Origin of the sequence: Streptomyces sp. NBC_00076 (assembly GCF_045041235.1) — a bacterium.
Lineage (GTDB): Bacteria > Actinomycetota > Actinomycetes > Streptomycetales > Streptomycetaceae > Streptomyces.
Map to the genome: position 1 here is coordinate 3,215,876 of NZ_CP108242.1, position 13,642 is coordinate 3,229,517.

At 71.6% G+C, this 13,642-nt stretch carries 12 protein-coding genes; 6 read left to right on the forward strand and 6 right to left on the reverse strand.

Annotated features, from left to right (window positions below):
- Positions 1 to 10 precede the first annotated feature (10 nt).
- The 4 genes from OHA64_RS14660 to OHA64_RS14675 all read right to left on the reverse strand — a co-directional run bounded on the left by OHA64_RS14660 (position 11) and on the right by OHA64_RS14675 (position 4,790).
- Entirely contained in the window at positions 11 to 1,525 is a 1,515-nt protein-coding gene (locus OHA64_RS14660; protein WP_405612995.1) for an alpha-N-arabinofuranosidase, read from the reverse strand.
- Positions 1,526 to 1,636: 111 nt separating this feature from the next.
- Positions 1,637 to 2,506 carry a carbohydrate ABC transporter permease gene (locus OHA64_RS14665; RefSeq protein WP_405612997.1) on the reverse strand — a complete coding sequence of 290 codons (870 nt, stop codon included), beginning with the start codon at positions 2,504 to 2,506 and terminating at the stop codon, positions 1,637 to 1,639.
- On the reverse strand, positions 2,503 to 3,444 hold the full coding sequence (locus tag OHA64_RS14670; RefSeq protein ID WP_405612999.1) for a carbohydrate ABC transporter permease: 942 nt from the start codon (positions 3,442 to 3,444) through the stop codon (positions 2,503 to 2,505). Before OHA64_RS14670 ends, OHA64_RS14665 begins: the two co-directional genes overlap by 4 nt.
- Positions 3,441 to 4,790 carry an extracellular solute-binding protein gene (locus OHA64_RS14675; RefSeq protein WP_405613001.1) on the reverse strand — a complete coding sequence of 450 codons (1,350 nt, stop codon included), beginning with the start codon at positions 4,788 to 4,790 and terminating at the stop codon, positions 3,441 to 3,443. The genes OHA64_RS14670 and OHA64_RS14675 overlap by 4 nt, the downstream gene beginning before the upstream one ends.
- A 196-nt stretch (positions 4,791 to 4,986) precedes the next feature.
- Here OHA64_RS14675 and OHA64_RS14680 point away from each other — a divergent pair, with 196 nt between their 5' ends.
- From OHA64_RS14680 to OHA64_RS14700, 5 genes are all read left to right on the forward strand, one after another.
- Entirely contained in the window at positions 4,987 to 5,154 is a 168-nt protein-coding gene (locus tag OHA64_RS14680) for a hypothetical protein (RefSeq protein WP_405613003.1), read from the forward strand.
- A gap of 33 nt (positions 5,155 to 5,187) precedes the next feature.
- Positions 5,188 to 5,706, forward strand: a complete 519-nt coding sequence (locus OHA64_RS14685) for a toxin (protein ID WP_405623977.1) — start codon at positions 5,188 to 5,190, stop codon at positions 5,704 to 5,706.
- Complete coding sequence (locus tag OHA64_RS14690; RefSeq protein WP_405613005.1) at positions 5,703 to 6,884, forward strand: MAB_1171c family putative transporter; 1,182 nt, start codon at positions 5,703 to 5,705, stop codon at positions 6,882 to 6,884. The genes OHA64_RS14685 and OHA64_RS14690 overlap by 4 nt, the downstream gene beginning before the upstream one ends.
- Positions 6,885 to 6,947: 63 nt before the next feature.
- A complete protein-coding gene (locus OHA64_RS14695) occupies positions 6,948 to 8,126 on the forward strand; it encodes an MAB_1171c family putative transporter (protein WP_405613007.1) in 1,179 nt (392 codons plus the stop codon).
- A 14-nt stretch (positions 8,127 to 8,140) separates the two neighbouring features.
- The gene (locus tag OHA64_RS14700; RefSeq protein WP_405613009.1) at positions 8,141 to 9,538 is read left to right on the forward strand and encodes an NAD(P)/FAD-dependent oxidoreductase; all 1,398 of its coding nucleotides are present in this window, start codon (positions 8,141 to 8,143) and stop codon (positions 9,536 to 9,538) included.
- 139 nt (positions 9,539 to 9,677) lie between these two features.
- Here OHA64_RS14700 and OHA64_RS14705 read toward each other — a convergent pair whose 3' ends face one another.
- Entirely contained in the window at positions 9,678 to 10,526 is an 849-nt protein-coding gene (locus tag OHA64_RS14705) for an SMP-30/gluconolactonase/LRE family protein (RefSeq protein ID WP_405613011.1), read from the reverse strand.
- Complete coding sequence (locus OHA64_RS14710; protein ID WP_405613013.1) at positions 10,523 to 11,296, reverse strand: IclR family transcriptional regulator; 774 nt, start codon at positions 11,294 to 11,296, stop codon at positions 10,523 to 10,525. Before OHA64_RS14710 ends, OHA64_RS14705 begins: the two co-directional genes overlap by 4 nt.
- Positions 11,297 to 11,600: 304 nt before the next feature.
- Between OHA64_RS14710 and OHA64_RS14715 the strand changes: the two genes are divergently transcribed.
- On the forward strand, positions 11,601 to 13,454 hold the full coding sequence (locus OHA64_RS14715; RefSeq protein WP_405613015.1) for a glycine-rich protein: 1,854 nt from the start codon (positions 11,601 to 11,603) through the stop codon (positions 13,452 to 13,454).
- The last annotated feature ends 188 nt before the right edge of the window (positions 13,455 to 13,642 follow it).

The window sequence follows — 13,642 nt, forward strand, 5'->3', positions numbered from 1 at the left end:
TCCGCGGGTCCTACGCCAGCCGGATCACGTTCCAGGACAGCGGCTCCAGGACGGCGGTCAGGGTGCCGTCCGTCAGGGTCGTGCCCTCGACCGCGTGCGGGGCGACCCGCTCGGGGTCGTCCAGGGTGTTGCGGGCGTCCGGGTCGGCGTCGGCGAGGGCGCTGTGCTCGACGACCGAGGTCAGGCCGAGGCCGGCCAGGGCGACCTCCAGCGGGAGGGCCTCGGTGCGGCCACGGTTGACCGCGAAGACGGTGACCGTGCCGTCGTCGGCGCGTACGGCGGTGGCGTGCAGCAGGTCGGCCTCGCCGTACTTCTTCGTCTCGTACGTCGGGGAGTCGACGCGGACGTCGAGGACCTGGCCGCGGCCGTGCTTCGCTGCCTGCGCGAACGGGAAGAACGTCGTCTGGCGCCAGGCCGGGCCGCCCGGCTCGGTCATGATCGGGGCGATGACGTTGACCAGCTGGGCGAGGCAGGCGACGGTGACGCGGTCGGCGTGCCGGAGCAGGGCGATGAGGAGCGAGCCGAAGACGACGGCGTCCAGGACGCTGTAGTTGTCCTCCAGAAGGCGGGGGGCCTCCGCCCAGTCCCGCGCGCCGGAGTCCTCGATCTCGTGCCACTCCGAGATGTACCAGACGTTCCACTCGTCGAAGGAGAGGTTGATCTTCTTCTTGGACTTGAGCCTCGCGCCCACGTGGTCGGCGGTGGCGACCACGTTCTCGATGAAGGACTCCATGTCGACGGCGGAGGCCAGGAACGAGTCGACGTCGCCGTCCTCGGGCTGGTAGTAGGCGTGCAGGGAGATGTGGTCGACCAGGTCGTACGTCTCCTTCAGGACCGTTGCCTCCCACTCGGCGAACGTGGGCATGGACTGGCTGGAGGAGCCGCAGACGACGAGCTCCACCCTCGGGTCCATCTGACGCATCGCCCGGGCCGTCTCGGCGGCGAGGCGGCCGTACTCCTGGGCCGTCTTGTGGCCGGTCTGCCAGGGGCCGTCCATCTCGTTGCCCAGGCACCAGAGCCGGATCCCGAAGGGGTCCTTGTCGCCGTGCGCGACACGGAGGTCGGAGAGGGCCGTGCCGGCGGGGTGGTTGGCGTACTCCTGGAGTTCGAGGGCCTCGGCGACGCCGCGAGTGCCGAGGTTCACCGCCATCATGGGCTCCGACTGGGGGCCGACCTTGCGGAGGAAGCCGATGTACTCGGAGAGGCCGAAGCGGTTGGTCTCCGTGGAGCGCCAGGCCAGGTCGAGGCGGCGGGGGCGGTCCTCGGCGGGGCCGACGGAGTCCTCCCACTTGTAGCCGGAGACGAAGTTGCCGCCGGGGTAGCGGATGGCCGTAGCGCCGAGTTCGCGGACCAGGTCGAGGACGTCCGTACGGATTCCGTCCTCGTCGGCGGCTGGGTGGCCCGGCTCGAAGATGCCGGTGTAGACGCAGCGCCCGAGATGTTCCACGAAGGATCCGAAGAGCCGGGGGTTGACCTCCCCGACGGTGAAGGCGGGGTCGAGGGTGAAGCGGGCGGTGGTGCTCATGGGGTCCTTCCGGGGGGAGTTCTGTTCGTCGCCGGGTACGGGTGGTCCGGGGCTGCTCGCGCCCCCGCGCCGGAGCCGCACACTAGTGCAGTCCGGCGCTCCCGCAGCGGGTCACTGGCCCGCGAGGCCGGTGTGCGCGACACCCGCCACGATCTGGCGTTGGAAGAAGACGAAGACGATGATCAGCGGCAGGCCCGCCATGAGACCGCCGGCCATGAGCTGGGCCCACTGGATGCCGTAGGAGTTCATGACGGTCGCGATGCCGTTCGGCATGGTCATCAGGTCGGGGTTGTTGGTCACCATGTACGGCCACAGGAAGTTGTTCCAGGAGGCGATGAAGGTGAAGATGCCGACCGCCGCCAGGGAGGGGCGGGACAGCGGCACGACGATGGTGAAGAAGACCCGCCAGCGTCCGGCGCCGTCGATGAACGCGGCCTCCTCCAGTTCGCGCGGGATGCCCTGGAAGAACTTGTAGAGGATGTAGACCATCGCGGCGGGCGCGCACTGCGGCAGGATCATGCCCCAGTAGGTGTCGACCATCCCCATCTGCTGGACGGTGGTGAACAGCGGCACGCCGAGGACCGCCGGGGAGATCATCAGGCCCGCCATGACGACGCCCATCAGGACGCCCTTGCCGCGGAACTCGGTGCGCGCGAACCCGTATCCGGCGAGTGCGCTCACGAGCAGCACCACGGAGGTCACGCACACCGACACGACGAGGGAGTTGACGAACCAGTTGGTGATGTTGCCGGTCTCGAAGAGTGCCTTCCACCCCTGGCCCGTCCAGTCCTCGGGCAGCCAGTGCGGCGGCACCTCGACGGCCTCGGTCTCCGACTTGAGCGAGGTGAACAGGGCCCAGACGAACGGGGCGAGGAAGACGACGGAGACGGCCGCGCCGAGGAGGGTGAGGACGATCTGGCTGGGCGTCCAGGGCCTGCGGGGCTTGACGGGTGTCTCCGCTGTCTGTGTGGCGGTGCTCATCGGCCGCCCTCCTCACGGTTGCGCAGCAGCCACATCCGCGCGAGGGCGACGGCCGCGATGATCACGAAGAAGATGATGGAGATCGCGGAGGCGTAGCCCACGCGGTAGCTGGTGAAGCCCTCTTCGAGGGTGTACTGCACGAAGGTGCGGGTCGATTCCTCCGGGCCGGGCGAGAAGTCCATCATCACGACGGCCTGGTCGAAGACCTGGAGCGAGGCGAGGATCTGCAGGGCGATGACGAGGCCGGTGATGTGGCCCAGCATCGGCACCGTGATGTGGACCAGGCGGTGCCAGGCGTTCGCGCCGTCGAGCTTGGCGGCCTCGTAGAGGTGCGCGGGGATGCCCTGGAGGGCGGCGAGGTAGAGCAGGAAGCTGAAGCCGATCGTCCACCACAGGGTGCAGATGACGACGGCGAGCATGGCGTACGACTTGTCGGCCAGCCACGGCGTCTCGATGCCGAAGACGTGGTTGATCATTCCGGTGCCGGGGTTGAACAGCCACTGCCACAGGTTGCCCGCGACGGTGGAGGGCAGCAGGAACGGGGCGAAGAAGCACAGCCGCCACAGCCACTTGGCGCGCTCGATGTGGTGGGCGAGCATCGCGAGGAGGAACGCGAGGACGGTGATGCAGGGCACGACCAGGAGCGTGAAGTACGCGCTGTGGCCGAGCGAGTCCCACATCAGCGGGTCCTTGAGGGCCTCGCGGTAGTTGTCGAGGCCGATGAAGTTCGCGCTGTCGCCGGCGATGTTGGCGTCCGTGAAGCTGAGATAGATGCCGCGCAGCAGCGGCCAGATCACGAACAGCGCGAACAGCGCGAGGAACGGGGCGACGAACCAGCCGCCGTGCTGGAAGCCCTGCCCCCGGCGGAGGGTGGCACCGCGCGCGGCGACCTTGGCGCGCGGAGGTGCGATCGCGGTCTGGGCGCTGGTCGCCATCATGCGGCCGTACCTCCTTGCGCGGCGGTCCTGCCGTCCATGGGGTTCTTCATGGCGAGCAGCTGGGTGAGGGCGCCCTTCATCCTGCGGGCGACGGCCTCCGGCTTGGCGGAGCCCATCGTGGAGGAGACGACGATCGGGCCGACGCGCTGGGCGAGGATGCCGGTGAAGCCCGCGAACCACACCTTCGGCTCGGTGGCCTGGTGGTCCATGGCCGACACGTACTCGCTCTGCGGGTCCAGCTTCTTGTACGCGGCCGTGGACAGGGTCGGTGTGTACGCGGGGATGTGGCCGCCGGCCGCCCACTGCTGGGCGTGCTTGACGACATAGGCGGCGAGTTGGTGGGCGGCCTCGTTGGCGGGGCCGCCGCGGTCGGACTGGTGCGGCAGGACGAAGGCGTGCGACTCGGCGTGGGTGGCCTGCTCGCCGAAGACGGGCGGCAGCGGGGTCGCGCTGTAGTCGAGCTTCGCCCCGGAGAAGACCGGCACCGACCAGTTGCCCTCCCAGGTGAAGGGAGCGCCGTTCACGAACTGTTCGGAGTTGGCGGCACCGGCGATGGTGTACCCGTCGGTGATGTGCCGCCGCAGGAACTCCAGGACCTGGACAGCCTTGTCGGTGTCGAAGGTGACCTTGGTGTAGGCGTCGTCGAACCAGGTGCCGCCGAGCTGGGTGTAGAAGGCGACGAAGAACCACCACTGGAAGTTCTGGTCGTTGGCCCACAGACCGAGGGTCTGCAGCCCCTTCTTCGTGGCCTTCTTCGCCTCCTTGAGCACGCCGAACCACTCGTCGGTGGACGTGACCGGGACGATCCGGCCGTCGTCGCCGAGCAGGCCCGCCTTCTTCAGCACGTCCTTGCGGTAGAAGCAGAGTTGGACGTGGATGTCGAGCGGGAGCGCGTAGAGCTTGCCGTCGATGACGGCGCGCTTCCACAGCTCGGGGTTGAAGTCGGCTTCCCGCACGCCGTACTTGGCGAGCAGGCCGACGTCCCAGGGGTCCAGGAGGCGGCCGGGCGAGAAGCCGGTGACCCGGCCCAGGTGCATGACACCGAGGTCCGGTGCGCGGTTGCCCGCCGCCGCCATGGCCAGCTTGGTGTAGAAGGGGTTGCCCCACTGGAAGGTGGAGTCCTTCACGTCGATGCCGGAGTTCGCCTCACGGAAGGCGTCGAGCATCGCGATCATGTTGGAGCCGTCGCCGCCGCTGAAGAGGTTCCAGTACCTCACCCGGGTCCGCGAGCCGGCGGCGAGCGCGTCGGCGCCGGTACCGAGGGCGGCGAAGCCGAAGCTGCCCGCGACGAGTAACCCGCCGAGTCCGCCCATGAGTTGTCTGCGATTCAGGTCAGGCCGTCCCATGTGCCGCCCTCACATTCGCCCCACTGTTCGACATGTCGAATAACGCCCGTAACTTCGAACGGGACCGTAGATTCGAAGCGCTTGCGCGTCAATGCTTTGGACGCGACCCGCATGACGGGGACAGTTCAGGGCGCGTAACCTCGGAAAGCCGCCGAGCGGCCGACTCGCAGCGAGAAGGGGGAGGAGGAGAGGCGCGGTGACACACGCCCTCGCCCTCGACGCGTACGCCGACTCCTTCCGCACCGCGACCGCCGTGACGGCCGCCGCGGTGGCGGTCCTTGACGCCCTCGACACGGTGCGCGCCCGGGCGGGCGTCCTGGCCTCTGCGGCGCTCGCGGCGCCGTCCGCACCGGAGGTGAGGTAACTGAAGGAACGGATGACCCGGCAGCTCGGTGCGATGCGCCGGAAGAAGGAGATGCGCCGGCTCGCCGGTGTCCTCATCGGCCCGATGCGCGTCCCGGTACCCGCCGATCCCGGGGCGCTGTTCGACGCCCTCGTCGACTCCGTCAGCCGGTGGCGGGGCCGTGAGGTCGTGGTGCGCCGGGAGGTCTTCCCGCCGCACACCGCGAGCGGGCTGTGGCTGGAGGGCGACACCCAGGACATCGTCGTCGTCGACAGACGGGCCGCCCCGTGGCACCAGATCGTGATCTTCTGTCATGAGGTGTGGCACATGTACCAGCGGGACACCGACGCCCTGTCGCCGGCCGGAGACGGTCCTCCCCGGACCGTCGCCGCGCGCACCGACTTCAGCCTGGACGACGAGCAGGAGGCCGACCGCTTCGGCATGCTGATGGGCGGTCGGCTGCGGCCCTGGCTGGAGGCCCCCTCGGACCCCGACCCCGGGGCGGGCGACGACGCCCAGGACATCGCCGGACGCATCGGCGCCGCGCTCAACTACCGCGGAACCCGAAGATGAACGGCCTGATCAACTACCTCAGTTGCGGCGCCCTGTGGCTCGGACTCGTGGTCAAGGCCCCCGACCTGATACGACACCGGCACGACCCCTATCTGCGGGCGATCTGTGCCGTCCTGGGCCTGGCCGGGGTCTGCTTCTTCCTGGGCGCCGAGCCGACCGTCGCGGCCGTCAACCACCTCAGCCGCATCCCCAACCTCGCCGCCCCGCTGACCTACGCGTCGATCACCGCGTACAGCGCCGCCTCCCAGGTGCTGATCGTCTACTGGCGGGGCGGACCGCACGTGCACCGCATCACCCGCCGCTGGATCGTGGCGTACGCGTTCGTGCTGCTCGGCATCGCCGCCACCTTCGCCCTCGGCGACGCGCCGGAGGAACGCCGCACCGACCTGGACACCTACTACGCGACCACGCCGTTCATCGCCGAGATGATCGTGCTGTACCTGGCCGGCCACCTCGCCGCCGTCAGCGTCACCTCGGTGTCCGCGCTGCGCTGGGCCCGCGACGTGCGCGGCTGGCTGCGGGCGGGCCTGGTGGTGCTGGGCTGCGGAGCGCTGTGCAACGCCGGATACAGCGTGTCCAAGCTCGCCGCGGTGGTGGCCCGCTGGTCCGGACGGGACTGGTCGGGTCTCAGTACGACCGTCTCGCCGGCCGCCGCCGGCCTGGCGGCCCTGATGACGGTCGTGGGCATCCTGATCCCGCTGGTCGGGCCCCGGACCACGCGGTGGCGGCGGGCACGGCGGGACTTCGCGCGCCTGGAACCGCTGGAACGGGAACTGGACGAGGTCCTCACCCGCCGCGCGCTGCGGCTGCCCCGGCCGCGCTGGTCCTCCCCCGTCACCCGGCTGGTGTGGCGGCAGACCAGCATCAACAACGCGCTCGGCAGCCTCGACGCGTTCTTCGACCCCGACCTGTACGAGCGGACCCTGGAGGCCGCGACCCTGGCGGCCGCCGACCCGCGGCGGGCCGAGGCGACCGCGTGGGCCGCGGTCATCGCCGCTGCCGCCGTGGAGGAACGCGACCGCGACAGCCCCCTGCTGCCGCCCGGAGCGGAACAACGGTTCCAGGACCGGGCACCCGCCCCGGGCACCCTCGCGGACATCGCCGACGCGCTGGCCGTCTCCCCGCTCGTCGCGGCCGCCCGCGTCCGCGCCGGTACGTCCCCCACTGGTACGGCATGAACACGGTGCCCGCGGCGCACCTTCCCCCCACCGCCGCACCTCGTCCGAACGGAGTTCCCGGGCATGAGCCTCGTGGTGTATCTGGCGGCAGCGGTCTTCGGACTGTCCTGTGCGGTCCTGTTCCGCCGACGGCCGCTGGCCGCCTTACGGAACCCGCTGAAGCTGTCCACCTGCGCGTCGATCGTCCTCGGCGCCCTTGTCTTCGTCTGCGCCGCCCCGGTGACCCTGGCCGCCGTCAACGACGTCACCGGCATCCCCAACTTCGGCGCCCCGCTCACCTACGGCATGCTCTCGGCGTACAGCTGCTCCCTGCTCATCCTGCTGATCAACTGGCGGGGCGGCTCACCGGAGCGGATCCGGCATCTCTCGCTGCGGGCCGTCGCCGCGTACGGCACGCTGATCGTCGTCATCGTCGCGCTGTTCACGCTGTCCGACGCGAAGGTCGAGCGGCTCACCGACCTCGACACCTACTACGCGAACACTCCGTACATGCGCGAGATGATCGTGCTCTACCTGCTGGGGCACAGCGCGGCGATGCTGGCGATGTGCGCGGTGTGCGTCAAGTGGGGCCGGGAGGTCACCGGGCTGCTGCGGGCCGGGCTGTGGCTGATCCTGGCGGGCGCGCTGCTGGACGTGGTGGGTTTCCAGCTGGCCAAGTACACGGCCGTCGTGGCGCGTTGGACGGGTCACGACCTCGACGTCCTGTCCACCGGGGTGGCCCCGCCGATGGCCGCGCTGGCCGCGCTGCTGTTCTCCGCGGGATTCGTGCTGCCGAGGCTGTGGCCGCCGGCTCTCGCGCACTGGCACAGCGTCGAGGACCATCGCAGGCTGGCCCCGTTGTGGTCCCGGGTGCGGTTCGCGTCCACCGCCCCGAAGCCGCCCTCCGCGTGGTGGCAGTCGCCCCGGGACCGGCTGCGCTGGCGTGAGGTGTCGATCCACGACGCCCTGCTGGCGCTCGCCCCCTACTTCGACGACCGGATCCGCGAACGGGCCCTGGACGCCGCCCTGCGCGACGGCCGGGACGCGCACGCGGCCCGCCTGGCGGCCGAGGCGGCGATGGTGACCGACGCCGCCCGCCGCGCCGCCGCCCGGGAGACGCCCCTGGTCACACCGAGCGCCTACCGGCTGTACGCCACGGAGGTCTCCGGCACCGGAGGGCTGGTGGAGTTGGCGCAGGCACTCACGCGTTCGGCCCGCGTCACCGCCGTACCCGAAGGTACGGTGACGGCAAACCCTGGCTGAACACGAGGAGTTCCATGACGCGGAGAGCTGTCGTCATCGGTGCCGGCCTGGCCGGCATGCTGGCCGCGGCCGCGCTGTCGGGTACCGCGGACGAAGTGATCGTCCTGGACCGCGACGACCTGCCCGACGGACCCGACCACCGCAAGGGACTCCCGCAGGGCCGGCACGCCCATCTGCTGATGGCGGGGGGTCTCGCCGCCATGGAGGACCTGGTGCCCGGCGTCAGCATGCGCCGGCACCTGCTCGACGCGGGCGCCCACGACATACCGCTCGGTTCCGGTTTGGTGGCGCTCACCCCGGAGGGCTGGATGCGGCGCTGGCGTCACGACGGTCCCCATATGCTCGCGTGCAGCCGGGCGTTGCTGGACTGGGCGGTGCGCACGGCGGTGCTGGAGCACACCGAGGTCGAGGTGCGCCGGGCGCAGGTCCTCGAACTCACCTCCCGGGACGGGAGGGTTACCGGCGTACGGCTGTCGACTCCCCAGGGGGAGAAGGAACTTGACGCCGCGTTCGTGGTTGACGCCAGTGGCCGCGGCTCGCGTGTCACGCACTGGCTGGAGGGCCTCGGCGTCACGGACGTCCGTGAACGGACCGTGGACTCCGGGCTCGTCAACGCCACCCGGGTCTATCGCGTGCCCGAGGGCGCCGAGCGGTTCCCGCTGACGATCGTGCAGGCCGACCCGTACGTGAACCGGCCGGGGCGCAGCGGGATGGTGCTGCCCATCGAGGGCGGCCGGTGGATGGTGAGCCTGGCCGGCACCCGCGGCGGTGAACCCCCGGCCGACCCGGAGGGGTTCCTCCAGTACACCCTCGATCTGCCGCACCCCATCGTCGGTCGGCTCATCTCCGGTGCGGAGCCGCTGACCGACGTGCACATCAGCCGCAGCACGTCCAATGTCCGGCGCTATCTGGAGAAGGTGCCGCGCTGGCCGGAGGGGTTCGTGGTGCTCGGGGACGCGCTGGCCACGTTCAATCCGGCGTACGGGCAGGGGATGGCGGTGGCCGCGCTGGGGGCGCGGTTCCTGGGGGACGAGGTGCGGCGGGCCGGGCTGGGGTCCGCCGGGCTGGCGCGGCGGGTGCAGCGGGGGGCGGCGCGGTCGGTGGACGCGGCCTGGGCGTTGGCCGTGGGACAGGACGTCTGGTATCCGCAGACCCGAGGCGCGCGGCCGAACGCGGGAGACCGGCTGGTCACGCGGTACTCGCGGCGCCTGACGAGGGCGGCGACGGGATCGTACCGGGCCGCCGCCGCGTTGTGGGACGTGACCAGCCTGACGGCCGGTCCGGAGCGGTTGCTGCACCCGGCGACCGTGCTGGCGGTGCTCAACGGCTCCCTGCTGCCGCCGCTGCGGGAGCCGCCGTTGAGTGCCGGGGAGCGGGAGGTTCTGCGGGGGCTGGAGCGGATGGCGGTGTGAGACCGGTGGTCGGTTGCGGTGCTGGTGCCGGTTCCGGTGCTCGTGCCGGTGCCGGTTTCGGCGCTGGTGCCGGTGCCGGTTGGTGCTCACCGTTCGCCCCGGCGGCGCGACTGACCGCGGCCGGGGCGACGTAGGACGATCAGCCCGCGAAGGCCGGTTGCAGCAGGCCCTTGCCCGCGCCCGGGACCACCAGCAGCGACCCCGCCAGCGGGTGGGGCGCGTCCAGGCCGACCCGGGCCGTCGTGATGTACAGGTCGGTCAGGTCGGGGCCGCCGAACGCGCAGGCCGTCACCCGGGGGGTCGGGAGTTCGATCACGCGGTCCAGCTCACCGGCCGGGGTGTAGCGGCGTACCGCGGCGCCGTCCCACAGGGCCACCCACACACAGCCTTCGGCGTCGACCGTGAGGCCGTCGGGGAAGCCCGCGCCGTCCTCGATCTCCACCAGGGTCCTGCGCGCGCGGGTCCGTCCGTCCGTGAAGTCGAAGACGTCCACGCGCCGGGTCGGCGAGTCGATGTAGTACATCAGGCGGCCGTCGGGGCTCCAGCCCGTGCCGTTGCTGACCGCCACGTCGTCGAGGACCACGTCGGCCGTGCCGTCGCCGGATATCCGGGACAGCGTGCCGCCGCCGGGTGCCTCGTCGTAGCGCATGGTGCCGGCCCACAGGGAGCCGTCGGGGGCGACGGCGGCGTCGTTGGCGCGGCGGCCGGGGACGGGCTCGTGGCGCAGCCAGCGGAAGGTGTCGTCGGGGTCCAGGAGACCCACGCCGTCCCTCAGGTTGAGGACCAGGCCGCCGTTCGCGCGTGGCTTCACCGCGCCGACGTGCTGCTCGGTCGTGCGGGTCGTGCGGCTGCCGGACAGCGGGTCGTACGTGTTGATCCGGGAACCCAGGATGTCGATCCAGATCAGCCTGCCCGCCGCCACGTCCCAGGTCGGGCCCTCTCCCAGGGTCGCCTCCGCGCGGACCGCCACCTCGAACGCGTACGTCATGCCACCCTCCGGTGGCCGAGGCGCTCCGACAGTTCGGCGGCGCCCTTGGCGGCGAGCTGCTCCAGTTCGCCGCGGCGCTCGTCGCTCCAGCGGATCATGGGTACGGAGATGGACAGCGCGGCGACGACCCGGCCGGTGCGGTCCTGCACCGGCGCGGCCACGCAGGAGACGTCCGGGTTGGACTCCTGGTTCTCGACGGCGATCCCGCGCTGCCGGATCCCGGCGAGGGCCTCCCGCAGGGCGTCCGGGTCGGTGATGCTGTTGGCCGTCATCGCGACCAGGGCGGCGCCTTCCGGGATGCGGGCGGAGAGCTCGTGGTCGGGCAGGGAGGCCAGCAGCATCTTGCCGACGGAGGTGCAGTGGGCGGGCAGTCGCCGCCCCGCCGCGGAGACCATGCGCACGGCGTGCGTGGAGTCCACCTTGGCGATGTAGATGACGTCGGTGCCCTCCAGGATGGCCACGTGCACCGTCTCGTCGCAGGTCTCGGCGACCGAGCGGGCGACCTGCTGCCCCTCAGCGGCGAGGTCCAGCTGCTCGGCGTACCTGCTCCCGAGCTGGTACGGGCGCACCCCGAGGCGGTAGCGTCCCGGCTGGCCCGGCACCTGGACGATGTAGGACCGGGCGGCGAGAGTGGTGACCAGCTCGTGCACGGTGGTGCGCGGCAGCTGCAGCCTGCGCACGATGTCGGGGGCGGAGAGCGTCCCGTCCCCGTCGAGGAAGAGCTCAAGAATGTCGAGAGCCCGGGTCACCGCAGGTACAAGGCGTCCCACGACCGGCCCCCTCCCTTGTTTCTCAGGCGTCTGTGTTCGAGATTTCAACAGACGATCGGCATGACGAACACAGGCTAGTCATAGAGCTTTACCCGGGCAATGGGCGCGCGACGTCACTTCCGCCCCACCAGTACAACCTTTTCTCCGCTCCACGGTCTTACTCGTGGACATATGGTGATGATCTTTGATCACCGTCATGAGCTCCTCTGGGGGGAGCTTGCCGAGCCGTCGAGCTGTGGAGTGGTTGATGAAGCGGGATTCCCTTTTAACGCGCCGGGGACGTCTGAGACGCGACGCGACGGCGGTGGCCCTGGTGGCGCTGGGCGCGGGGGGCGGCTGGGCAGCGGTGCCGGTCGCGGCGGCCGACAGCGCGGTCGCCGGCAGTGCGGTCGCCGGCAGCGCGTGCGTGCCGACGGCGGGCTTCACGGGCTGCCGACTGTACGACTTCACCGGCGACGCGGCCGGCTTCCGGGTCCCGTCCGGCGTGACCGCGCTGGATGTGCGGGCGTGGGGGCAGGGCGGGGACGGCAGCGCCCTGGCGTTCGGCGGGGCGGGCGGCTACACGGCCGGGGCACTGAAGGTCACGCCCGGTGAGACGCTGTCCGTCGCGGTGGCCGGCCGCGGTTTCGGCGACGCGCGCGGCGGCGCCGCCGGGAGCGCCTCCGCCGGCGACGGCGGCAACAGCACCGCCATCCGCACGAGCGACGGTGAGGCGCTCGTCATCGCCGCCGGCGGTGGCGGTGCGGCACACGGCCGCGGCCCGGACCGCCAGGGCTACGCCGGTGCCGCCGGCGGTGAGAAGGGGCAGGACGCCTCCGAGCCGGCCTACGGCGGCAAGGGCGCCGACAAGGGCACCGCCGGCGCGGGCGGCGGCAACGGCGCCTCGGGTGGCAACACCTCCGCCGGCGGCCGCGGCGGCAACGGTGGGAAGGGCGGCGGTGGCGGCGGCGGTGGCGGCTACGCGGGCGGCGGCGGTGGCGCCGGAGCGCCCGACATCGCCGAGACCGGCAGCGGCGGTGGCGGCTCCAGCTACACGGCCCCGGGCCGGGTGAGCGGCGTACGGCTGCTGACCGGCGACCAGTGGAAGCCGGCCGCGAAGGACGACCCGTACTGGGCGCCCAACTCCGACCCGGTGACCTCGGGGATCGGCGAGGGCGGCGTCACCAGCACCCCTGGTGGCGACGGCCGCGCGGTGATCCAGTGGAAGGGTGCCGTCGCGCCCGCGACACTGAGCCCCGTCTCCGCCCCGGAGCAGTCCGTCGAGCCGGGTTACGAGGTCCCGCCGACGGCCGCGGTGGTCCGGGACAAGGACGGCAAGCCGGTCGAGGGCGTCTCGGTGAAGTTCACGATCGACGACCCCTTGAAGCGGGACCTGATCTTCGGCGTGCGTGAGAACGCGACGTCCGTCGTGCTGGCGACCGACGCCCAGGGCCGCGTCCAGACGCCGACCATCTCCACCGGCAGCAGGAAGGGCGACTTCACCATCCACGCGACGGCGCCGGGCGGCCTGTCGACGGACTTCGTCGTCCACGTGCGGAACCTGGCGAACGAGGTGAAGGTCCTCGAGGGCGACGAGCAGCAGGCCGAGCCCGGCCAGCCGTTCCCCGACGTGCTCCAGGCCCTGGTGACCGACGAGGGCAAGCCGGCCGCCGGCGTGAAGGTGAACTTCCGCGTCGACGGCCACGGCACGGGGCTCCCCAAGTTCGAGGGCAAGTACGCGGGCACCCAGGAGACGGCCGACGACGAGGGCACGGCCAGCTCGCGGAAGCTGGTCGCCGGTGACGAGCTCGGCACGTACACCGTCACCGCGTCCGTCGACGGCGGCGCGTCCGCGACCTTCACCGTCGAGGTCGTCGAGAAGGTCGAGACCGACCCGTCCGCGTCGCCCAGCGCCAGTCCCTCCCCCAGCCCGTCCGGCTCCGCCGACGGCGTCACGGGCGGCACGGGAGACGACAACGGTTCCGGCGGCACCGGCAATGACGGCACCGGTACCGGCGGCTCCAGCGACAACTCCTCGCCGCTCTCGGGCGCCCTGGCCGGCACCGGCGCGAGCGGCATCGGCCTGATGCTGGGCGTGGCGGCGGCCCTCGCCGCACTGGGTGTCGTGGCGGTCCGTTTCTCGCCGCGGCTGCGGGTGCGGTTGCAGAACCGCCGGTGATCTCCTGAACCTCTGGCGATCTCCCGGGTCCCTGGTGATCTCCCGACCTGGTGATCTCCCGACCGGGTGATCACCGACCGGGTACCGATCCCCCGACCGGGGTGCGGGGCGTGTGACAGCGCCCCGCACCCCGGTCGTCTCATGTGCCGCCCCGGTACGCCGGTCGTCTCACGTCCCGCCCCGGTACG

What these genes read in the sequence shown, in the direction of transcription:
- OHA64_RS14660 (WP_405612995.1), bottom strand. Translation starts at nt 1,525, where the DNA reads ATGAGCACCACCGCCCGCTTCACCCTCGACCCCGCCTTCACCGTCGGG.
- OHA64_RS14665 (WP_405612997.1), bottom strand. Translation starts at nt 2,506, where the DNA reads ATGAGCACCGCCACACAGACAGCGGAGACACCCGTCAAGCCCCGCAGG.
- OHA64_RS14670 (WP_405612999.1), bottom strand. Translation starts at nt 3,444, where the DNA reads ATGATGGCGACCAGCGCCCAGACCGCGATCGCACCTCCGCGCGCCAAG.
- OHA64_RS14675 (WP_405613001.1), bottom strand. Translation starts at nt 4,790, where the DNA reads ATGGGACGGCCTGACCTGAATCGCAGACAACTCATGGGCGGACTCGGC.
- OHA64_RS14685 (WP_405623977.1), top strand. Translation starts at nt 5,188, where the DNA reads ATGCGCCGGAAGAAGGAGATGCGCCGGCTCGCCGGTGTCCTCATCGGC.
- OHA64_RS14690 (WP_405613005.1), top strand. Translation starts at nt 5,703, where the DNA reads ATGAACGGCCTGATCAACTACCTCAGTTGCGGCGCCCTGTGGCTCGGA.
- OHA64_RS14695 (WP_405613007.1), top strand. Translation starts at nt 6,948, where the DNA reads ATGAGCCTCGTGGTGTATCTGGCGGCAGCGGTCTTCGGACTGTCCTGT.
- OHA64_RS14700 (WP_405613009.1), top strand. Translation starts at nt 8,141, where the DNA reads ATGACGCGGAGAGCTGTCGTCATCGGTGCCGGCCTGGCCGGCATGCTG.
- OHA64_RS14705 (WP_405613011.1), bottom strand. Translation starts at nt 10,526, where the DNA reads ATGACGTACGCGTTCGAGGTGGCGGTCCGCGCGGAGGCGACCCTGGGA.